At 72.5% G+C, this 20,410-nt stretch carries 17 protein-coding genes; 11 read left to right on the top strand and 6 right to left on the bottom strand.

The window, feature by feature from the left end; all coding sequences use genetic code 11:
* Positions 1-59: 59 nt before the first annotated feature.
* From ACYVAQ_RS18910 to ACYVAQ_RS18950, 9 genes are all read left to right on the top strand, one after another.
* Positions 60-794 carry a GntR family transcriptional regulator gene (locus ACYVAQ_RS18910; RefSeq protein ID WP_460792021.1) on the top strand — a complete coding sequence of 245 codons (735 nt, stop codon included), beginning with the start codon at positions 60-62 and terminating at the stop codon, positions 792-794.
* Entirely contained in the window at positions 791-1,054 is a 264-nt protein-coding gene (locus tag ACYVAQ_RS18915) for a 4Fe-4S dicluster domain-containing protein (protein WP_460792022.1), read from the top strand. Before ACYVAQ_RS18910 ends, ACYVAQ_RS18915 begins: the two co-directional genes overlap by 4 nt.
* Positions 1,055-1,083: 29 nt before the next feature.
* Positions 1,084-2,502 (top strand): ABC transporter substrate-binding protein, encoded by a 1,419-nt coding sequence (locus ACYVAQ_RS18920; protein WP_460792023.1) that lies wholly within the window; start codon positions 1,084-1,086, stop codon positions 2,500-2,502.
* Positions 2,502-3,362, top strand: a complete 861-nt coding sequence (locus ACYVAQ_RS18925; RefSeq protein ID WP_460792024.1) for an ABC transporter permease — start codon at positions 2,502-2,504, stop codon at positions 3,360-3,362. Before ACYVAQ_RS18920 ends, ACYVAQ_RS18925 begins: the two co-directional genes overlap by 1 nt.
* Positions 3,359-4,141, top strand: coding sequence for an ABC transporter ATP-binding protein (locus tag ACYVAQ_RS18930; RefSeq protein WP_460792025.1), 783 nt, complete (start codon positions 3,359-3,361; stop codon positions 4,139-4,141). Before ACYVAQ_RS18925 ends, ACYVAQ_RS18930 begins: the two co-directional genes overlap by 4 nt.
* A complete protein-coding gene (locus ACYVAQ_RS18935) occupies positions 4,138-6,837 on the top strand; it encodes a fumarate reductase/succinate dehydrogenase flavoprotein subunit (protein WP_460792026.1) in 2,700 nt (899 codons plus the stop codon). Before ACYVAQ_RS18930 ends, ACYVAQ_RS18935 begins: the two co-directional genes overlap by 4 nt.
* Positions 6,834-8,156, top strand: coding sequence for an FAD/NAD(P)-binding protein (locus tag ACYVAQ_RS18940; protein ID WP_460792027.1), 1,323 nt, complete (start codon positions 6,834-6,836; stop codon positions 8,154-8,156). The genes ACYVAQ_RS18935 and ACYVAQ_RS18940 overlap by 4 nt, the downstream gene beginning before the upstream one ends.
* A gap of 19 nt (positions 8,157-8,175) precedes the next feature.
* On the top strand, positions 8,176-8,898 hold the full coding sequence (locus ACYVAQ_RS18945) for a hypothetical protein (protein WP_460792028.1): 723 nt from the start codon (positions 8,176-8,178) through the stop codon (positions 8,896-8,898).
* 216 nt (positions 8,899-9,114) lie between these two features.
* Positions 9,115-9,876, top strand: a complete 762-nt coding sequence (locus tag ACYVAQ_RS18950; RefSeq protein ID WP_460792030.1) for a hypothetical protein — start codon at positions 9,115-9,117, stop codon at positions 9,874-9,876.
* 29 nt (positions 9,877-9,905) lie between these two features.
* Here ACYVAQ_RS18950 and ligA read toward each other — a convergent pair whose 3' ends face one another.
* Complete coding sequence (ligA, locus tag ACYVAQ_RS18955; RefSeq protein ID WP_460792031.1) at positions 9,906-12,017, bottom strand: NAD-dependent DNA ligase LigA; 2,112 nt, start codon at positions 12,015-12,017, stop codon at positions 9,906-9,908.
* Positions 12,018-12,176: 159 nt separating this feature from the next.
* Here ligA and ACYVAQ_RS18960 point away from each other — a divergent pair, with 159 nt between their 5' ends.
* Together ACYVAQ_RS18960 and ACYVAQ_RS18965 are read left to right on the top strand one after the other, a co-directional pair.
* A complete protein-coding gene (locus ACYVAQ_RS18960) occupies positions 12,177-12,773 on the top strand; it encodes a TetR/AcrR family transcriptional regulator (RefSeq protein WP_460792032.1) in 597 nt (198 codons plus the stop codon).
* A 32-nt stretch (positions 12,774-12,805) separates the two neighbouring features.
* Entirely contained in the window at positions 12,806-14,470 is a 1,665-nt protein-coding gene (locus tag ACYVAQ_RS18965) for an MFS transporter (protein WP_460792033.1), read from the top strand.
* 18 nt (positions 14,471-14,488) lie between these two features.
* On the opposite strand, the gene ACYVAQ_RS18970 is transcribed toward ACYVAQ_RS18965, so the two are convergent.
* From ACYVAQ_RS18970 to obgE, 5 genes are read right to left on the bottom strand one after another with little or no spacing between them, the layout of a single operon-like run.
* Positions 14,489-15,469: a uroporphyrinogen decarboxylase/cobalamine-independent methonine synthase family protein gene (locus ACYVAQ_RS18970; RefSeq protein WP_460792034.1), complete on the bottom strand. Its 981-nt coding sequence runs from the start codon at positions 15,467-15,469 to the stop codon at positions 14,489-14,491.
* Entirely contained in the window at positions 15,466-16,590 is a 1,125-nt protein-coding gene (gene mnmA / locus ACYVAQ_RS18975; protein WP_460792035.1) for a tRNA 2-thiouridine(34) synthase MnmA, read from the bottom strand. The genes ACYVAQ_RS18970 and mnmA overlap by 4 nt, the downstream gene beginning before the upstream one ends.
* Entirely contained in the window at positions 16,587-17,753 is a 1,167-nt protein-coding gene (locus tag ACYVAQ_RS18980; protein WP_460792036.1) for a cysteine desulfurase family protein, read from the bottom strand. The genes mnmA and ACYVAQ_RS18980 overlap by 4 nt, the downstream gene beginning before the upstream one ends.
* Positions 17,754-17,780: 27 nt before the next feature.
* Positions 17,781-18,869, bottom strand: coding sequence for a glutamate 5-kinase (gene proB / locus ACYVAQ_RS18985; RefSeq protein WP_460792037.1), 1,089 nt, complete (start codon positions 18,867-18,869; stop codon positions 17,781-17,783).
* Positions 18,859-20,409: a GTPase ObgE gene (obgE, locus tag ACYVAQ_RS18990; RefSeq protein ID WP_460792039.1), complete on the bottom strand. Its 1,551-nt coding sequence runs from the start codon at positions 20,407-20,409 to the stop codon at positions 18,859-18,861. Before obgE ends, proB begins: the two co-directional genes overlap by 11 nt.
* Between the last annotated feature and the right edge of the window lies 1 nt (position 20,410).

Raw genomic sequence — 20,410 nt, forward strand, 5'->3', positions numbered from 1 at the left:
CCGGTGGCGCAATCGGCAGCGCTTTCACTAATGTCTATTGACTTAGTAGCGTTTAGCGCATGGATCCCGTTCGACCCCGCGCCGACCGCGCCCGCCAGGTCGCCGACGTGCTCCGGCGGCAGGTGCTCGCCGGGCACTTCGCGACCGCCCTCCCCTCCGAGGCCGAGCTGGTCGAGGAGTACGGCGCCACCCGCAACACCGTCCGCGAAGCGCTGGCCCTGCTCCGGGCCGAGGGGCTCGTCGAGCGCTGCCCCGGCGTCGGCACCACGGTCGTGGCCCACAAGCACAGCCACGGGCTGGAGCGGCTCCAGGGCCTGGGCGAGGTCTTCCACGGTCGCGGCACGATCCTCAACGAGGTCCGCGCGCTCAGCGTGGTCCGGCCCCCGGCCGCCGTGCGCGACCACCTCCGCCTGGGCGCCGACGACGAGGTCGTCTTCATCGAGCGGCTGCGGCGGCTCGACGGCGTACCCCTCAGCCTGGACCTGACCTACCTGTCGCCCGACGTCGGCCACCAGCTGCTCGGCCGCGACCTGGCGAACAACGACGTCTTCGCGCTCCTCGAGGAGGTGTCCGGACAGCGGCTCGGCCACGCCGACCTCGTGGTCGAGGCCGTGTCCGCGGACCCGCACAGCGCGGCCGTCCTCGACGTACCCCGTCATGCCGCGCTGCTCATGGTCGAGCGGCTCACCCACCTCGAGGACGGCCGCCCGGTCGACTTCGAGTTCATCCGGTTCCGCGGCGACCGACTCACCCTGCACGGCTCGACGAGCCGCCAACCCCGGGAGACCCCATGACCAAGTCGAGCTGCTCCGACGGCAGCGCCCAGATCCCCCTCGTCGACTTCCGCGCTCAGGTGCCGGTCTCGGTCGACCAGTCGCTGTGCATCGAGGGTTGCAACCTCTGCGTCCAGGTCTGCCCGCTCGACGCGCTGGCCATCGACCCGGAGACCAACAAGGCCTACATGCACGTCGACGAGTGCTGGTACTGCGGCCCCTGCGCCGACCGGTGCCCCACGGGCGCCGTCACCGTCAACATCCCCTACCTCCTGCGCTGACGCGCCTCATCCTCACCAAGGAGTCACCCGTGAAGCGCACCATCCCGTTGCTCACCGGCCTGCTCGCCACCGGTCTGCTCACCACCGCCCTGAGCGCCTGCTCGGTGGCCGGCGCGTCGTCCAACGCGGACGTGGTCGTGATCGGCTACCAGTCCAAGACGATCAACACCGTCACCGCCGGCACCCTGCTGCGTGAGCTCGGCTACTTCGAGGCCGACCTGAAGCAGATCGACCCGAACATCAAGGTCGAGTGGCAGGACTACGACACCGGCGCCCCGATCACCGCCCAGATGCTCGCGGGCAAGATCGACATCGGCTCGATGGGCGACTACCCGCTGCTCATCAACGGCTCGCGGGCCGGCACCGGTGCCGACGGCGACTCGCTGCTCTCGGTGACCGGCTACAACGCCAAGGGCGCGCTCAACGGCGTCGTGGTCGGCCCTGACTCCCCCGCGAGGACGCTCGCCGACCTCCAGGGCAGGAAGATCTCCGCCAGCGTCGGCTCGGCCGGCCACGGCACCCTCATCCAGGCGCTCACCCGGCTCGGCATCGACCCCACCACCGGGGTGACCGTCGAGAACCAGGACCCGCCGGTGGGTGCGTCCGCACTGCAGGCCGGCTCGGTCGACGCGGTCGCCCAGTTCGTGGCGTGGCCCGGCGTGCTGACGTTCCGTGACAACGCACGCCTCGTGTACGACGGCGGCGAGCTCGACCTGCCCACGCTGCACGGCACGGTCGTCCGCAACGCCTACGCGAAGGACCACCCCGATGTCGTCAACGCGTTCCTGCAGGCGCAGATCCAGGCGACGACGTACCTGCACGAGCACCCCGTCGAGGCCGCCGAGAAGGTCGCCGCGGCCACCGGCCTGCCGCCCGAGGTCGTCTACCTCTACAACGGCCGCGACGGCATCTCCACCTTCGACCCGACGATCAAGCCCGCGCAGGTCGCCGCACTGAAGCACGACGTTCCGTTCCTGAGGTCGATCGGCGTGCTCACCGACCCGGTCGACGTGGACAGCTTCGTGAACCCGGCCCTCATCAAGAAGGCGGTCGGATCGGCGTACGCCAAGGAGGCGGCGCGCACGAGCAACCCGGCCGCGATCACCGGCACCGACCGGGCCTGCCACACCACGATCACGGCCACGCCCGCCGACCAGGCGACGGCCGGCGAGGTGTGGGTCCAGGGTGAGGCCGAGCCGCGACCGGTCGCCGACGCCGACTGCCTGCTGAGGAACATCGCGCAGATCCAGGCCCGGGGCGGGACGATCCGGGCGTCGTACGTCGACGACACGCTGACCGGCACCCGCTGGTTCGCGGACCACATGGTCTGGCTGAGGAGGGGCAAGGACTTCCTGCCGTTCGCGACCCAGGAGTCGGCCGACACCTACGCGAAGGCGCACGCCGGCACCACCCCGACCACGTACGCCGACGCGGTGAAGGCCTCCTGATGAGCGCCCTCCTCGACGCACCGGAGGTCGCGCTCGACCTGGCCGCCGGCGTACCCGTGCCGGCCGCGCAGCAGCGCCGTCCCCACCTGCGCCGCTGGGCGGTGCGGATCGCCTCGGTCGCCGCGGCGATCGGGATCTGGCAGCTGCTCACCGCGAACCACGTCGTCCTCTGGCTGCGCTTCAACCGGCTCCCGGGTCCGGTCGACGTGCTCGACGCGTTCCGCGCACAGCTCGGCACGAGCCTCTACTACGAGGACGTGCTGCAGAGCCTGGTCCGGATCCTGTCCGGCTTCGCGATCGCCTCCCTGCTCGGCGTGACGCTCGGCATCGTGCTGGCCCGCTCGGAATGGGCGAGCGACCTCCTCCAGCCGTTGCTCGAGATCGCCCGCCCGATCCCGGCCATCGCGCTGGTGCCGGTCGCGATCCTGCTGTTCCCCACCAGCGAGCAGGGCATCGTCTTCATCACCGCCACCGCCGCGTTCTTCCCGATCCTGGTGAGCACCCGGCACGCGGTCCGCGCGCTGCCGGTCGTGTGGGAGGACGCCCTGCTGACCATGGGCGCCTCACGGCTGCGGGTGCTGTGGTCGGTGGTCCTCCCGGGCATCGTGCCCGGCATCTTCAGCGGCCTCTCGGTCGGCATGGGCGTCGCGTGGATCTGCGTGATCTCTGCCGAGATGATCTCCGGCGACTTCGGCCTGGGCTACCGCACCTGGCAGGCGTACACGATCGTCGACTACCCGCACGTGCTGGTCGGCATGTTGTCCATCGGCGCCATCGGCTGGATCACCTCCAGCTGCGTCGAGCTGATCGGCCGACGGCTGACCCGCTGGCTCTCGTCCGAGCAGAGGAGCGCCCGATGAGCGCCACGAACGCCACCACTGCCGCCTCCGTCACCGTCGACTCCGTCTCGCTGGGGTACGCCGGCGAGCGGATCGTCTCCGGCCTCGACCTCAGCGTCCGGGCCGGCGAGATCCTCGTCGTGCTGGGCCACTCCGGGTGCGGGAAGTCCACCCTGCTGCGGGCGATCTCCGGTCTGGTGCCGCCGATCGACGGCACCCTGCGCGCCGGCACCGACCGGATCACCGGGCCCGGTGCCGACCGCGCGCTCGTCTTCCAGGAGGACGCCCTGCTCCCCTGGCGCAGCGCGCGCCGCAACGTCGAGCTCGCGCTCGCCGTGCAGGGCGTCCCGCGCGCCGAGCGCCGGCGCCGGGCCGCGGAGTGGCTGGAACGGGTCGGCCTGACCCGGTTCGCCGACCGGCTCCCCGGCCAGCTCTCCGGCGGCATGCGCCAGCGCGTGCAGCTCGCCCGCGCCCTGGCCGCACGGCCCGCGGTCATCTGCATGGACGAGCCGTTCGGCGCGCTCGACGCGCAGACCCGCGCCTCCATGCAGCGGCTGCTCATCGAGGCCTGGCAGGCGTCCGGCTGCACGGTCGTGTTCGTGACCCACGACGTCGACGAGGCGCTGACCCTCGGCGACCGGGTCGTCGTGCTCGGCCAGCACGGCATCGTCTCCGAGCACACCGTGGAGCACCCACGCGACCCCGCGAACCCGCCCGGGCCCGGCGTACGGGCCGAGATCCTGGCGAACCTCGCCACCACCCACTCCCTGGCTCCCGTGCTCGAGAGGACAAGCGCATGACCGCCTTCACCGCTCCCCCGGTCACCGAGCGTCGCGAGATCGACTGCGACGTCCTGGTCATCGGTGGCGGCACCGCCGGCACGATGGCCGCCATCACGGCCGCCGAGGCGGGAGCCCGCGTCGTGCTCCTGGAGAAGGCGCACGTGCGGCACTCCGGCTCGCTCGCCATGGGCATGGACGGCGTCAACAACGCCGTCATCCCGGGCAAGGCGACGCCCGAGGACTACGTCGCCGAGATCACCCGCGCCAACGACGGCATCGTCAACCAGCGCACGATCTGGCAGACCGCGAGCCGCGGCTTCGCCATGGTGCAGCGCCTGGAGAAGTACGGCGTGAAGTTCGAGAAGGACGAGCACAACGAGTACGCCGTGCGCCAGGTCCACCGCTCCGGCAAGTACGTGCTGCCGATGCCCGAGGGCAAGGACGTCAAGAAGGTCCTCTACCGGGTGATGCGCCAGCGCCACATCCGCGACCTGCTCCAGATCGAGAACCGGGTGATGCCGGTGCGCGTGCTCACCGTCGACGGTCGCGCTGCCGGCGCGGTCGGCTTCGACACCCGCTCCGGCGAGCTCGTCACGGTCTCCGCGGGCGCCGTCGTGCTCGCGACAGGTGCCTGCGGCCGGCTCGGTCTGCCGGCCAGCGGCTACCTCTACGGCACCTACGAGAACCCCACCAACGCCGGCGACGGCTACGCGATGGCCTACCACGCCGGCGCGGAGCTGAGCGGCATCGAGTGCTTCCAGATCAACCCGCTGATCAAGGACTACAACGGTCCCGCGTGCGCGTACGTCGCCAACCCCTTCGGCGGCTACCAGGTCAACGCCGAGGGCAAGCGCTTCGTCGACTCCGACTACTGGTCGGGGCAGATGATGGAGGAGGTCAAGCGCGAGATCGACTCGGCGCGCGGCCCGATCTACCTCAAGCTCAGCCACTTGCCGGACGAGACGATCTCCACGATCGAGGGGATCCTGCACCACACCGAGCGCCCGACCCGCGGCACCTTCCACGAGGGCCGTGGCCACGACTACCGCACACGCGACATCGAGATGCACATCTCCGAGATCGGCCTGTGCGGCGGGCACTCCTCCTCGGGCGTGTGGGTGGACGAGAACGCCGAGACCACCGTCCCCGGCCTGTACGCCGCCGGCGACCTGGCCTGCGTGCCGCACAACTACATGATCGGCGCGTTCGTGTTCGGCGACCTCGCCGGCTCGCACGCGGCGTCCCACGGCGTGCTGCCCGCGGCGCTGCCCGAGGACCAGATCGCCGACGCCCACGCGCTGATCTACCGGCCGCTGCGCAACCCGGACGGGCCGCCCCAGCCGCAGGTCGAGTACAAGCTGCGCCGCTTCGTCAACGACTACGTCGCTCCCCCGAAGACCGCGCACAAGCTGGAGATCGCGATCGAGTCGTTCACCCGGATGGAGGCGGACCTGGCCGAGATGGGCGCGCGCACGCCGCACGAGCTGATGCGCTGCGCGGAGGTCTCCTTCATCCGCGACTGCGCCGAGCTCGCCGCGCGGGCGTCGCTGGTGCGCGAGGAGAGCCGCTGGGGGCTCTACCACGACCGCGCGGACATCCCCCAGCGCGACGACGACAACTGGTTCTTCCACCTCAACGTCCGGCAGCGGGCCGACGGCGGCATGGAGTTCGTCCGCCGTCCGGTGGCCGACTACCTGGTCGACGTCCCGGAGATCGAGGTCCCCGCGCCGGTCGAGGTCGGGGTCATCGCCAGCCTGGACCCCACGAGTCGTCATGCCCACACCGGGCCCCAGGCAGGCCCCACCATGACGACCCGAGGGTCTCGGTCGCCACGGATCCTGGAGCTGCTCGCGCTCGCCGAGTCGGGGCCCACCGGAGCGGAGCTCGAGCCGTTCCTCGCCGACGAGGACCCCGAGGTACGGCGTACCGCCATCGCGACGGTGACCGAGGTCGTCCCGGCCGACACCGGCGTGCTGCTCGCGACCGCGGCCACCGACCCCGCCGAGGAGGTACGCCGGGCGGCGGCGGTCGCCCTGCGCGAGCTGGTCGAGGTGCTGCCGGCCGAGCCGGCCCTCGCCGATGCGCTCGCACCCGCGCTCGCCGGACCCGACCCGGTCGTCCGTGCCGCGGTGCTCGACGTGCTGCGGGCGCTGGACCTGGGCGACAGCGCGCTGTTCCGCGGCGCCCTCGAGGACGTCGACGCGGGCGTCCGGCTGCAGGCCGTGCGCGGCCTGGTCAACCAGGACGACGCGGCCGGCGTCGCGGTCGCCGCGGCCGACGGGTCGCGCGAGGTCCGCGTGGCCGTGGCCCACGGGCTCGGCCGTCTCGCGTCACCCGCGAGCGCCACCACGCTGCTCGCCCTCGCCGCCGACGCGGACCTGCTGGTGCGGGCCGCCGCCCTCGAGGCGGCGGCCGGCGTCAGCGATCCCGCCCTCGCGGCGGCCGCGGCCGACGGCATCGCCGACCCGGCCTGGCAGGTGCGCACCGGTGCCGCCCGCGGACTCGCCGGCGCCGCACCCGACCTGGCTGCGCCGCACCTGCTCACCGCCCTCGGCGACGACCACCTCGACGTGCGCAAGGCGGCGGTGATCGCGCTGCGCGGGTTCACCGACCGCGCCGACGTACGGGACGGGTTGGAGACCGCGACCAAGGACGTCGACGCCGACGTGCGGGGCTACGCACGGCGGATCCTGGCAGGACGGGGACCCGCATGAGGATCGTCGTCATCGGCGCCGGACCGGCCGGTGCGCTGACCGCCCTGCACCTGGTCGAGCAGGTGCCCGGTCCGCTCTCCGTCACGCTGGTCGACCCCGCGGAGAGGTGGGCGCGGGGTGCGGCCTTCGGGACGGCCGACGAGCGACACCTGCTCAACATCCCCGCCTCGCGGATGAGCGCGTACCCCGACGACCCCACGCACTTCGTGGAGTGGCACCGGGGGACGCACGGCCCGACCCCGCCGTACTCCTTCCTCCCCCGCGGGCGCTTCGGCGACTACCTGGCATCCACGCTGGAGCGAGCGATCGCGGCGTCCGGCGTCGACGTCGAGCACCTGCGCGCCCTGGCCACCGGGATCGATCGCGACGGGCAGGGCGCGGTGGTCCGGATCGGGGACCCCCGCGGGCTGGCCGCCGACGCGGTCGTCGTGGCCACCGGGTTGCCGGCAGCGGGCGTCGACTGGGCACCGGCAGCGCTCGTCGCGTCTCCCCGGTTCGTCGCGGATCCCTGGGCGCCCGGCGCGCTGGAGGAGGTACGCCGGGGCGACGGCGACGTGCTGCTCGTCGGCACCGGTCTCACGATGGTCGACGTCGCCCTCACCCTCGCCCCGACCGGTCGCCGGCTGCGGGCGATCTCGCGCAGCGGTCGGCTCCCCGCCCGCCACGCCGACCGTCCGGTCACCCCCGAGCTGCCCGACATCACCGGGTGGGGCCGCAGCCTCGCCGTGATCCGCGAGCACGCGCACGCCCACGTCGCCGCGGCTCGACGGACCTACGGCGACTGGCGGCCCGGGGTCGACGGGCTGCGGCACCGGATCAGCGAGCTCTGGGGCCGACTCGACGAGTCCGACCGCGCGGCGTTCCTGGTCCGCGACGCGGCTCGCTGGAACGGCGTACGCCACCGGATCCCGCCCACCTCGGCGGCCACCCTGGCGCTGCTGCAGGAGACCGGGCAGCTCACGATCGAGGCCGGCGAAGCCTCCGCGGTCGGCACCGACGGCTGGGTGGTCAACTGCACCGGCCCGCGGCCCGACGTACGGACCCTCGGGAATCCGCTCCTCGACGACCTGCTGCGCCCGCGCCCCGACGGCGCCCTCGCCTGCGTCGCCACCGCGGGGATGGGCGTGCGCACCGCGGACGGCCGGCTCGGCGACGCCCCGATCTGGGTCCTGGGCGCCCTGCGACGGGGCGAGCTCTGGGAATCCACGGCGGTTCCGGAGATCCGTGCCCAGGCCGCCTCGATCGCCTCCGCGATCGGTGGTCTAGTCCAGTGTTTGCCGATCGCCGCAGGGGATACAACTCCCTCGACAGTCCACTGACTTCTGGGGAGAGACACGCATGATCCGAACTTCTGTGCGCCTTCGCCGCGCCATGGTCGCCCTGACCCTGACGGCCGCGGCGGCCAGTACCGCCGTGGGCATGGCCGGCCCCGCCTCCGCGCGCACCTCGTCGACCTGCACGCCGGTCGCCACGATCACGGTCAACAGCAAGACGACCACCCAGGTGGTCCGGTACGGCGACTACGTCGACGTCACCGCGCAGGTCGCCGCCAACTGCACCGGCGGCTCGTACAACCCGACGACCCCGCTCTACGGGACCCTGCAGATCCAGCGCAGCTACGACAACGTCCACTGGAGCACGGTCTCCACCGGTTCCACCGCGGGCTACGCCTACATCTCCGGCACCAACGTGGCGCCGAAGGTGGCCGGGTTCCGCGCGGTGTACACCGGCGGCACCGACCCGACCTACGGCGACACCTACAGCAGCAGCACCTCCTCCACGATCCTGGTGGGCGTGTACCGCAAGACCTCCTACACGTGGAAGTCGGTGCGGCGCGCCGTCCGCTACAACTGGAAGATCGCGCCCACGGCGAGCATCAGCGGCCTCAACGCGGTCTTCTTCAAGAAGACCGCCACCGGCTGGAAGCGGGTCAAGGCGATCCGGGTGAGCTCGACCGGGCACGTCATCGTCACCTTCGGGGTCGGCACCTACAAGATGCAGCTGCCCACCGCGCGCGGCCTCATCGCGTCGTACGTGAAGTTCCGCGTCACGCGCTACTGACCACACCTTTCGACGAGCGGAGCCCCGGGTAGGACCTACCCGGGGCTCCGTCGTCTCACGGGCCGTGCGCCCGACGGACAAACTCTGGCCGTTCCGCCGCGAAGACCCCGCGTCTGGGGTCATCATGGCGACGGCATCCCTCCACAGGCTGCGATCGGGCGTTCCCCGGAACCGGTGCCGGCTCCTGACCGCATCTCGACCCTGGGGAGACCCTCGATGACCGTTCCTTCGCTCCGCCGCCTGCGCAGCACCGCTGTTGCGCTCGCCCTCACTGCCGCCGCGACCGGCACCGCGGTCGCGGTCGCCGGCCCGGCGCACGCCACCGGCGCGTCCTGCTCGACGACCTCGACGCTCACGATCAACGGCAAGACCGCGCCGAACAACGGGACGATCACCGAGGTCGTGAAGTACGGCGCCTCGATCACCGTTTCCAGCACGGTGTCGCTGGGCACCTGCTCCGGAGGCGTCGCGCCGACCACCGTCGACGCCGGCACCCTGGCCATCGAGCGCAGCGCGGGCATCGACGGACCGTGGACGGTCGTCACGTCGGTCGACGTCAGCACCGGCATGACCACGGTCGCCGCGGCGGGCATCTCCGGCAAGGCCTTCCTGCCGGGCCAGATGCTGTTCCGCGCCCACTTCACCGGCGCCACCAGCCCCGAGCCCGCGGGCGACACCTTCACCGACTCCTACGCCTTCGGCTGGGGGGTCCCGGTCCGGGTCACGACCCTGGTCAGCAAGCACTGCACGACCACCGGCTGCACCGATACCCGCAGGATCGCTCCGGCCGCGAGCATCGCGGGCCTGCACGTCACGATGAAGCGTTGGGTGGACGGCGTCCTGACGACCGTGGGGGTCCGCAAGGTCAGCTCCACCGGGCTGTTCACCTTCACCTTCCGGCGCGGTACGACGCTGGTGGCGATCCCGCAGGCGCGCGGCTACGCCGGCAGCTTCCTCAAGGTGACCGTCACCCGCTGACGACCACTCGACCTCCGGACGTCGTGGCCTCAGGCCACGGCGTCCGGCCCTTTCTCGAGCAGGACGACGAACGCCGCCTCGTCCAGGATCCGCAGCCCGAGCTCCTCGGCCTTGGCCGCCTTGGAACCGGCGTTCTCCCCCACCACCACGAAGTCGGTCTTCTTCGACACCGAGCCCGCGGCCTTGCCGCCGCGGGTGATGATGGCCTCCTTCACCGAGTCGCGGGTGAAGCCCTGCAGGCCGCCGGTCACGACGATCGTGAGCCCCTCGAGGGTCTGCTCGATCGACTCGTCGCGCTCGTCGGCCATGCGTACTCCGGCGGCGGCCCACTTGTCGACGATCTCCACGTGCCAGTCGACGCCGAACCACTCGGTGACGGCCTCGCCGATCACCGACCCCACGCCCTCGGTGTCGGCGAGCTCGGCCGGCGTGGCCGCGCGGATCGCGTCCATCGAGCCGAACCGCGCCGCGAGCGCACGCGCCGCGCTCGGGCCGCAGTGCCGGATGGAGAGGCCGACCAGGACCCGCCAGAGCGGTGCGTCCTTGCTGCTCTCGAGGTTGGCCAGCAGCTTCTCCGCGTTGGCGGTCAGGACCCGCTCGCCGGCGCCCGCCTCCCGCTCGGCCTTCTTCGCGGCGCGGGTGAACAGCGGCGTGGCCAGCAGCTTCTCGGGCGTCAGGTCGAAGACGTCGCCCTCGTTGGCGACCGCGCCGGACTGGTGCAGCGCGATGGCGGCCTCCCAGCCGAGGCCCTCGATGTCGAAGGCGCCGCGGCCGGCCACGTGGTTGATCCGCTCGACGACCTGCGCCTCGCAGTCGCGGTGGTTGGGGCAGCGCCGGTCCTTGTCGCCGGCCTTCTGCTCCACCAGCTCGGTGCCGCAGGCCGGGCAGGTCGTGGGCGGCACCCACGCCGGCAGCCCCTCGGGCCGCAGCGCCAGCACCGGCCCGAGGATCTCCGGGATCACGTCGCCCGCCTTGCGCAGGATGACGGTGTCACCGGGCCGCACGTCCTTGCGGGCCACTTCGTAGAAGTTGTGCAGGGTCGCCATCTCGACGGTAGACCCGGCGACCTTGGTCGGCTCCATCACGCCGAACGGGGTCACCCGGCCGGTGCGGCCGGTGTTGACCTGGATGTCCAGCAGCTTGGCGTGGACCTCCTCGGGCGGGTACTTGTACGCGATCGCCCAGCGCGGCGCACGCGACGTGCTGCCCAGCGAGCGCTGGGTCGCGACGTCGTCGACCTTGACCACGACGCCGTCGATCTCGTGGTCGAGCACGGCGGTGTCGTGCCGGTGCTCGCCCCAGTAGTCGATGTAGTCGCGCACCTCCGCGACGCTGCCGAGCACCTTCACCTTCTCGGAGACGGGCAGGCCCCACGCGGCGAGGGCGGCGTACGCCTGCGACTGGGCGGTGGGCTCGAAGCCGTCGCGCGCACCGATGCCGTGGCAGACCATGGTGAGGTTGCGTGACGCGGTGACCCGCGGGTCCTTCTGCCGCAGGGAGCCGGCCGCGGTGTTGCGGGCGTTGGCGTAGAGCGGCTTGCCGGCGGCGAGCTGCTCCACGTTGATCCGCTCGAAGGTCGCGGTCGGCAGGTAGACCTCGCCGCGCACCTCGACCAGCGCCGGGACCGGGAACTCCTGCGTGCCGGTCAGCCGCCGCGGCACCGCGGCGATCGTCTCGACGTTGGGTGTGACGTCCTCGCCGGTCGTGCCGTCGCCGCGGGTGAGCGCACGGGTCAGCACCCCGTCGGTGTAGAGCAGGTTGATGGCGAGGCCGTCGACCTTGAGCTCGCACAGCAGCGCCGGCGTCCGGCCGGTCTCGCGGAGGACCCGGTCGAACCAGGCCTCGAGCTCCTCGGAGCTGAACGCGTTGTCGAGCGACTCCATCCGCTGGAGGTGGTCGTACGCCGTGAAGTCGGTGTACGCCTTGCCCATCACCCGCTGCGTGGGGCTGTCCGGGGTGATCAGCGCCGGGAACTGCTCCTCGACCGCGCGGAGGTCGGTGAGGAGAGCGTCGTACTCGGCGTCGGTGAGGGGCGAGCTGCCGTCGCGGTAGTAGGCGTCGGACGCCGCCTCGATCTCCGCCACCAGACGGGCGTGCTCGCGCTCCGCCTCTCCGACGCTCCCGACCTCGTCCGCACTCATGGGCCCCATCTTGCCGTCCCGCGCCGACACCGCGGCAGCCGCCTCACGGCGAGGAAGAGCAAGGAATTCCGACTTGCCAGGAATGAAACGGGTCCGTACCATCGTTTGAAACGAAACCGTACCGTTTCATCTGTTCGACGATCAGGGAAGGAGGCCACCGTGTCCCCCCGCAAGCTCATCGCGCAGGCCCGTCCCCGGGTCGAGGGCGACCGCGAGCAGGAGATCTTCGACGCCGCGCTCGCGATCCTGGTCGACGTCGGCTACGACCGCCTGACCATGGACGCCGTCGCCTCGAAGGCGAAGGCGTCGAAGGCCACGCTCTATCGGCGGTGGAGCAGCAAGGCTGCCCTCGTCATCGACGCGCTGGTCCAGCACAAGGAGCCGCTCGTCGCTCCCGCCGACACCGGCAGCCTGCGCGGCGACCTGCTCGCCACGTTCTGCGCTCCCGGCGGTCTCACCGACCACAACCAGACGGCGATGCTCGGCGCGGTCATCACCGCGACCGGCCGCGACGCCGACTTCGCGGCGGCGTTCCGCGAGAAGTTCATCGGCCCCAAGCTCGAGGTCGGCCGCGAGATCTACCGGCGTGCCGCGGCACGCGGCGAGATCCGCGACGACATCGACATCGACCTCGTCGCCGCCGCTCTCCCCGGGATCGTCCTGCACCGGATGTTCCTGCTGGGCGAGGCCCCGAACCAGGACCTGATCGCGCGTGTCATCGACCAGGTCATCCTCCCGGCCGCCACGAACGGCTGACCCCTCCACCCTCCTCACACCCAAGGAATGCAATGACCAACGTCGAATCCCTCGACCCGGCAGGGGTCACGACCACCTCTGCCGAGGCAGAGGCTCCGGCCGTCCCGCACGGCGGGCTGGCCCTCGTCCTGATCCTCACCGCGCAGCTGATGGTGGTGCTCGACGGCACCATCGCCAACATCGCGCTCCCCTACATCGGCACCGACCTCAACATCACCGAGGCCAACCTGACCTGGATCGTGACCGGCTACGCGCTGGCCTTCGGCGGGCTGCTCCTGCTGGGTGGCCGCCTCGGTGACCTCTACGGCCGCCGCCGCCTCTTCATGTCCGGCCTCGCGACCTTCGCGATCGCCTCCCTGCTCGGCGGCCTCGCCCAGAACGAGGCCATGCTGATCGGCTCGCGTGCCCTCCAGGGTGTCGGTGCCGCGCTCGCCGCTCCGGCAGCCCTCGCGCTCATCACGACCACCTTCCCGGCCGGTCCGCAGCGCAGCCGCGCCATGGCGGCGTACGCCACCATGTCCGGCGTCGGTGCCGCCATCGGCCTGATCCTCGGCGGCTGGCTCACCGGCCTCCACTCGGCCTTCGGCCTGGACGTGCACGGCTGGCGGATGACCTTCCTCATCAACGTCCCGATCGGCCTGGCCGCCGCCGCCCTCGCCCCACGCGTGCTCAAGGAGTCCGAGACGCACGCCGGCGAGCTGGACGTCCCTGGCGCCATCACCGGCACCCTGGGCCTGCTCAGCATCGTCTTCGGCCTCTCGCGCGCCGGCGAGGCGGCCTACGGCTGGGGCAACTGGCAGACGCTGACCTCGCTTGCCGCCGGCATCGCGCTGCTCGCCGCGTTCGTCACCATCGAGACGCGGGTCGAGCACCCGCTGCTGCCGATCCGCATCTTCGCGAACCGCACCCGGGCGACCAGCTTCGTCGCGATGATGATCGCGCCCGCGGCGATGATGGCGATGTTCTTCTACCTGAGCCAGTTCATCCAGCAGATCATGGGCTACAGCTCGCTGCACGCCGGCTTCGCGTTCCTGCCGTTCTCCTTCGGCATCGTCATCGGCGCGGGCATCTCGTCCAACCTGGTGAGCCGGATCGACCCGCGATTCATCGCCGGCACCGGCACGCTGCTCGCCGCCGTGGCGCTGTTCATGTACTCGCGGATCCCGGTCCACAACTCCGCCTCGGACGTGCTGCACGCCATGGGCAGCGGTCAGCCGATCGGCAACGACATCAGCTACTGGGGCCACGTGTTCCCGTGGATCGTCGTGATGTCGATGGGCATGGGCCTGGTGTTCGTGCCGCTCATGCAGACCGCCATGCACCACATCGAGGCGGCCGACTCGGGCATCGGCTCGGGCGTGCTCAACACGATGCAGCAGGTGGGAGGCGCCATCGGCGTCGCCGCCCTGAGCACCGTCGCGCTGCATTTCTCGAACGCGACCAGGGCGGACCTCTCCGGTCCGGTCGCGGCCGGCCTCACCAAGGCCGGGGTCAACCCGTCCGGCACGGTGCCCGGCACCCACATCTCGTTCCTCGACGCGGCGCTGTTCCAGGGCAGCTTCCCCGACGGCGCGCTGCACGCGTTCGTCGTGGCCGCCGCGCTGATGGTCGCGGCCTCCGCGGTGATCTGGGCGTTCCTCAACGTCAAGCACACCGAGCTCGCCACCGACGGCCCCGAGGGCGTGCACGTGGGCTGAGGCCCTCACGACCCCGCGTCACTGACGAGCGGCCCGGACCACCCTCTCGAGGGCGGTCCGGGCCGTTGCCATGTCGGCACCGGCCAGACCGCACGCGGGGCTGAGCAGCAGCTGGTCCCCGACCACGTCCGGGTCGAGACCGAGCATGTCGAGCCAGCGCAGCACCGAATCGACGACCTGCTTGTCCGTGGGCAGCGGTGTGGACGTGGGTACGGCGCCCAGCACGACCGTGCCGCCGGACTCCATCGTCTCCGCGAGCGCGTCGCGGCCGTCGGCGTCCAGCTGGGCGAGGTCGACCATCACCCCGGTGGCGCCGGCACCGCGGAGCAGCCCGATGGGCGCAGCGGGCGCGCAGCAGTGCACCCACACGTCGGCGCCCCCGGCCGCGATCACCCAGCCCAGTGCCTCGCTGGCCTCGGGCGGATGGATCGCCCGGTGCTTGCCGAACCCCGACGCGGTCGGGATGCGGGCGCCCAGCACCGCCGGCAGCGCGGGCTCGTCGAGCTGGAGCACGATGCGAGCGGCGTCCGGCAGGCGTCGTCGTACGTCGGCGAGGTGCTCCTCCACCGCGACGGCCAGCGCCTGCGCCAGCTCGCGGCGGGCGCCGTGGTCGGCGAGGACCTTGTCGCCGCGGGGCCGCTCGACCGTGGCCGCGAGCGTCCAGGGACCGACGACCTGGACCTTGACGTCGCCGGTGAGACCGGCGGCCTGCTCCTCGAGCGTGTCCAGGTCCTGGGCGAGCAGGCTGCGCGCCCGCCGCTGGTCGAGGGCCGGTGCGCCGGAGGTGCCGGTCAGCCGCCAGCCGTTGGGCTGCAGGTCGGCGTCGAGCTCCCCGAGCAGGCCGACCGTGCGGCCGATCATGCCGGCGGGGGTTCCGCGACCGGGCACCTCGGGCAGGAACGGCAGCTGGTCGGCAAGCTCCCCGAGCACGATCCGCAGCGCCTCGTCGAAGTCGCGCTGGTCCTCGCCCGGGAACGAGCCGACGCCGGTCGCCCTCACGCGCCGACCCGCCGCGTGGCCGAGATCGTGGCGGACCCGACCACCCGGCTCCCGTCGTACACGACGACGGCCTGGCCGGCCGCGACGCCGTACGCCGGGTCCAGCAGCTCGACCTCGAGACCCGTCTCGGTCACGACGACCGTGGCCCGGTGCTCGGCACCGTGGGCACGGAGCTGGACGGTCACCGACTCCCCCGCGAGCCGCCTGCCTGCCGGCAGGCAGGCGCCGCACCAGCGGGGGTCGACACCGCTCAGCCCGGTGATGGCCAGGTGCTCGTGCGGGCCCACCGTGACGGTCGCGGTGACCGGCTCGATGTCGAGCACGTAGCGCGGACGCCCGTCGGCGGCGGGCCGCCCCAACCGCAGGCCGCGGCGCTGGCCGATGGTGAACCCGAAGGTCCCCTCGTGGTCGCCGACGACCTCCCCCGCCTCGTCCACGATCGGGCCGGGCACCAGCGAGGGCAGCGACGGGTCGCGGTCGGCCAGCTTCTCGCGCAGCCAGCCGGCGTTGTCGCCGTCGGCGACGAAGCAGATGTCGTGGCTGTCCGGCTTGTCGGCGACGAGCAAGCCGCGCCGAGCGGCCTCCTCGCGGACGGCCGGCTTGGCGGTGTCGCCGAGCGGGAACAGGGAGTGGCGCAGCTGGCGCTCGTCGAGCACCCCGAGCACGTAGCTCTGGTCCTTGCCGTGGTCGACCGCACGGTGCAGCTCGATGCCGCCATCGGCGGTGTGCTCGAGCCGCGCGTAGTGGCCGGTCGCCACCGCGTCGAAGCCCAGCGCGAGCGCCCGGTCGAGGACGGCCTCGAACTTGATCTTCTCGTTGCAGCGCAGGCAGGGATTGGGGGTCTGCCCGGCGGCGTAGGTTTCCATGAAGTTCTCGACCACGTCGGCGTGGAACCGGTCGGACAGGTCCCAGACGTAGAACGGGATCCCGATGACGTCGGCGGCGCGCCGCGCGTCGTTGCTGTCCTCGATCGTGCAGCAGCCGCGGGCGCCGGTGCGGTAGCTCTTCGGGTTGCGCGAGAGCGCCAGGTGGATGCCGGTGACGTCGTGGCCCGCCTCGACGGCGCGGGCGGCCGCCACGGCGGAGTCCACCCCGCCGGACATCGCGGCGACGACCCTCATGCGCGGGCGGCGCGGGCGCGCTGGACGCACCCGCCGATCGCGGCGACGACCGCGTCCACGTCGGCCTCGGTGGTGGTGCGGCCGAGGCTGAAGCGCAGCGAGCTGCGGGCGGTCGCGCTGTCGCGACCCATCGCGAGCAGCACGTGCGACGGCTGGGGTACGCCGGCGGAGCAGGCCGACCCCGTCGAGCACTCGATGCCCTGGGCGTCGAGCAGCATCAGCAGCGAGTCGCCCTCGCAGCCCGGGAAGGAGAAGTGGGCGTTCCCGGGCAGGCCGTCGCCCCCGTTGACCTCGGCGTCCGGCACAGCCGCGAGGACGCCCTCGACGAGCCGGGCGCGCAGGGCGGCGAGCCGCTCGGCGTACTCCGGCTGCTGCTCGACCGCGGCCGCCACGGCCGCCGCGAAGCCCGCCACCGCGGGCGCGTTGAGGGTGCCGCTGCGGATCTCGCGCTCCTGGCCGCCGCCGTGCAGCAGCGCGGTGAGCTGCGCCTCCCGGCGTACGACGAGCGCGCCGACCCCCTGCGGGCCGCCGAGCTTGTGACCGGTCAACGACAGGGCGTCGACGCCCGAGGCCGCGAAGTCCACCGGCACCACGCCGACCGCCTGCACGGCGTCGGTGTGGACCGGGATGCCGTGTGCCGCCGCGATGGCGACCACGTCGCTGACCGGCTGCAGCGTGCCGACCTCGTTGTTCGCCCACATGACGCTGATCAGTGCCACCGAGGCGGGGTCCCGCTCGACGGTGGCGCGCAGCGCGTCGAGGTCGAGACGACCGGCCGCGTCGACGGGCAGCAGCTCGGCCGTGGCGCCCTCGTGCTCCTCGAGCCACTCCAGCGAGTCGAGCACGGCGTGGTGCTCGACCGACGTCGAGAGGACCCGCACGCGAGCCGGGTCGGCCGCGTGGCGCGCCCAGTACAGGCCCTTCACGGCGAGGTTGTCGGCCTCGGTGCCGCCGGAGGTGAACACGACCTCGCCGGGCCGGCAGCCGAGCGCGCGGGCCAGGGTCTCGCGCGACTCCTCGACGACGCGGCGGGCGCGCCGCCCGGACGCGTGCAGCGAGCTCGCGTTGCCGACGTCGCGCAGGTGCGCGGTCATCGCCTCGATCGCCGCGTCCACCATGGGCGTGGTGGCGGCGTGGTCCAGGTAGACGGTGCGGGCTGTCATGTCAGCGTCCAGCGTACGGCCGACCGCTCAGAGCAGCACGAGGGCGTCGCGGTGGACGACCTCGCGGATGCCCTGGGCCCCGAGCCGCGCGGCGAGCTCCGTGGAGTCGAAGTTGACCAGGCCCCGGGCGACGGTCACACCGTCGGGGCCCACGATCTCGACCGGGTCTCCCGCGGTGAAATCGCCGTCGACCTGGGTGACGCCCGCCGCCAGCAGCGACGCGCGTCGTTCGACGACCGCCCGCACGGCACCGGCGTCGAGCACCAGGGTGCCCTTCGCGTCGGAGGCGTGGCGCAGCCACAGCAGCCGGCTCGGGCGCCGCTTGCCGGTCGGGTGGAACAGCGTGCCGACCTGCTCCCCCGCCAGCGCGGCACCGGCCAGGGCTGCCGAGGTGAGCACCACCGGGATGCCGGAGCTGGTCGCGATGGCGGCTGCCTCCACCTTCGTGGTCATGCCACCGGTCCCGACACCCGCGGCGCCGGCGCTGCCGATCGTCACCGCGTCGAGGTCGCGCTGGCCGCGGACCTCGGGGATCAGCCGCGTGCCCGGCCGGCTCGGCGGACCGTCGTACAGGCCGTCGACGTCGGAGAGCAGCACCAGGAGGTCCGCGTGCGCGAGGTGGGCCACGAGTGCCGCGAGCCGGTCGTTGTCACCGAACCGGATCTCGTGGGTGGCGACGGTGTCGTTCTCGTTCGCGATGGGGAGCACGCCGAGCTCGAGCATCTTGGTGATGGTCTGCTGGGCGTTGCGGTAGTGCGCGCGCCGGCTCACGTCGTCGACGGTGAGCAGCACCTGCCCTGCGGTGATGCCGTGGCGCGCGAGCTCCTCGGTGTAGCGGTGGACGAGGAGCCCCTGCCCCACCGCCGCGGCCGCCTGCTGGTCGGCGAGCCCCTTGGGCCGGCGCCGCAAGCCGAGCGGCGCGAGCCCGGCCGCGATCGCACCGGACGACACCAGCACGACCTCGGTGCCGCGCTCCCGCGCCTGCGCCAGCACGTCGACCAGCGCACTCACCCGGTCCGGATCGATGCCGCCGGCGGCGGTCGTCAGCGACGACGAGCCGACCTTGACGACGACCCGCGTCGCACCGGTGACGGCAGACCGCAGGTCAGTCGTCATGACCGTCACCCGGGTCGGACTCGAGCCAGTCCGCGTCCGGGTCGTCCGCGGAGCCGATCTCGTAGGCCATCGGGCCGTACTCGTCGGGACGGTCGATGCGGCGGGCCACGTCGGCGCGCGTCTCGCTCTCGCCGCGCTCCGGCATCTGCTCCTGGATCTCGCGACGCCGCTGGGCGGCCGGCCGGTCCTCGGCGAACCGGTGGTCCTCGCCGCGGCGGGCGAGGTTCTCGGCACCGGCGTCGATGCCCGGGTTGAAGTCGAAGACGACCGAGTCGTCCAGGTGCCCGATGAGCACCGCGTCGCCGGGCTCCGCACCGAGCTTCATGAGCCTGTCCTCGACCCCGAGCCGGTTGAGCCGGTCGGCCAGGTAGCCGACGGCCTCGTCGTTGCTGAAGTCGGTCTGCCGCACCCAGCGCTCCGGCTTGCGGCCGCGGACGCGCCAGCCCGCACCGGTCTTCGTGACCGTGAACTCGTCGCCGTCGACGGCCTTGGGCCGCAGGATGATCCGCTCGGCGACCTCGGCGGCGCGCTCGGCCCGAGCCGCGGCCACGATCTCGGCCATGGCGAAGATCAGCTCGCGGGTGCCCTCACCGCTCATCGCGGAGATCTCGAAGACGCGGAGGCCGCGGTCGCGCAGCTCCTCCAGGACCATGCTCGAGATGTCGCGGCCGTCGGGCACGTCGACCTTGTTGAGGGCCACCAGGCGCGGGCGGTCCTCGAGGCCGCCGTACCGACGCAGCTCGTCCTCGATCACGTCGAGGTCGTCGATCGGGTTGCGGCCCGGCTCCAGCGTGGCGGTGTCGAGGACGTGCACGAGGGCGGCACAGCGCTCGATGTGCCGCAGGAAGTCGTGGCCGAGACCACGGCCCTCGGCGGCGCCCTCGATCAGGCCCGGTACGTCGGCGACGGTGAACGTCGTGTCGCCGGCCGTGACGACACCCAGGTTCGGGACCAGGGTCGTGAACGGGTAGTCCGCGATCTTCGGCCGTGCGCGGGAGATCGCGGCGATCAGGCTGGACTTGCCGGCGCTCGGGAAGCCCACCAGCCCGACGTCCGCCACGACCTTGAGCTCGAGGAACACCTCCAGCTCGTCGCCGGGTTCGCCGAGCAGCGCGAAGCCCGGTGCCTTGCGGGTCTTGGACGCGAGCGATGCGTTGCCGAGGCCACCCCGGCCACCCTCCGCGACGACCAGCTCGGTGCCGGCGCCCACCAGGTCGGCGATGAGCTCGCCGTTGCTGTCGGTGACGACCGTGCCGTCGGGGACCGGCAGCACGAGGTCGGCGCCGTGCGCGCCGTTGCGGTGCGAGCCGGCGCCGTGGCCGCCGTTCTCGGCCTTGCGCTTGGGGCTGTGGTGGTAGTCGAGCAGCGTCGTCACGTCGGGGTCGACGCGCAGGATGATCGACCCGCCCGGCCCGCCGTTGCCGCCGTCGGGACCACCGAGCGGCTTGAACTTCTCGCGGTGGACCGAGGCCACCCCGTTGCCGCCGCGGCCGGCAGCCAGGTGCAGGGACACCCGATCGACGAAGGTGGGCACGGCCATG

This window comes from Nocardioides maradonensis, from assembly GCF_054777115.1.

Coding starts and splice junctions, on each gene's coding strand:
- ACYVAQ_RS18910 (WP_460792021.1), top strand. CDS start 60: ATGGATCCCGTTCGACCCCGCGCCGACCGCGCCCGCCAGGTCGCCGAC.
- ACYVAQ_RS18915 (WP_460792022.1), top strand. CDS start 791: ATGACCAAGTCGAGCTGCTCCGACGGCAGCGCCCAGATCCCCCTCGTC.
- ACYVAQ_RS18925 (WP_460792024.1), top strand. CDS start 2,502: ATGAGCGCCCTCCTCGACGCACCGGAGGTCGCGCTCGACCTGGCCGCC.
- ACYVAQ_RS18930 (WP_460792025.1), top strand. CDS start 3,359: ATGAGCGCCACGAACGCCACCACTGCCGCCTCCGTCACCGTCGACTCC.
- ACYVAQ_RS18935 (WP_460792026.1), top strand. CDS start 4,138: ATGACCGCCTTCACCGCTCCCCCGGTCACCGAGCGTCGCGAGATCGAC.
- ACYVAQ_RS18940 (WP_460792027.1), top strand. CDS start 6,834: ATGAGGATCGTCGTCATCGGCGCCGGACCGGCCGGTGCGCTGACCGCC.
- ACYVAQ_RS18945 (WP_460792028.1), top strand. CDS start 8,176: ATGATCCGAACTTCTGTGCGCCTTCGCCGCGCCATGGTCGCCCTGACC.
- ACYVAQ_RS18950 (WP_460792030.1), top strand. CDS start 9,115: ATGACCGTTCCTTCGCTCCGCCGCCTGCGCAGCACCGCTGTTGCGCTC.
- ligA (WP_460792031.1), bottom strand. CDS start 12,017: ATGAGTGCGGACGAGGTCGGGAGCGTCGGAGAGGCGGAGCGCGAGCAC.
- ACYVAQ_RS18965 (WP_460792033.1), top strand. CDS start 12,806: ATGACCAACGTCGAATCCCTCGACCCGGCAGGGGTCACGACCACCTCT.
- mnmA (WP_460792035.1), bottom strand. CDS start 16,590: ATGAGGGTCGTCGCCGCGATGTCCGGCGGGGTGGACTCCGCCGTGGCG.
- ACYVAQ_RS18980 (WP_460792036.1), bottom strand. CDS start 17,753: ATGACAGCCCGCACCGTCTACCTGGACCACGCCGCCACCACGCCCATG.
- proB (WP_460792037.1), bottom strand. CDS start 18,869: ATGACGACTGACCTGCGGTCTGCCGTCACCGGTGCGACGCGGGTCGTC.
- obgE (WP_460792039.1), bottom strand. CDS start 20,409: ATGGCCGTGCCCACCTTCGTCGATCGGGTGTCCCTGCACCTGGCTGCC.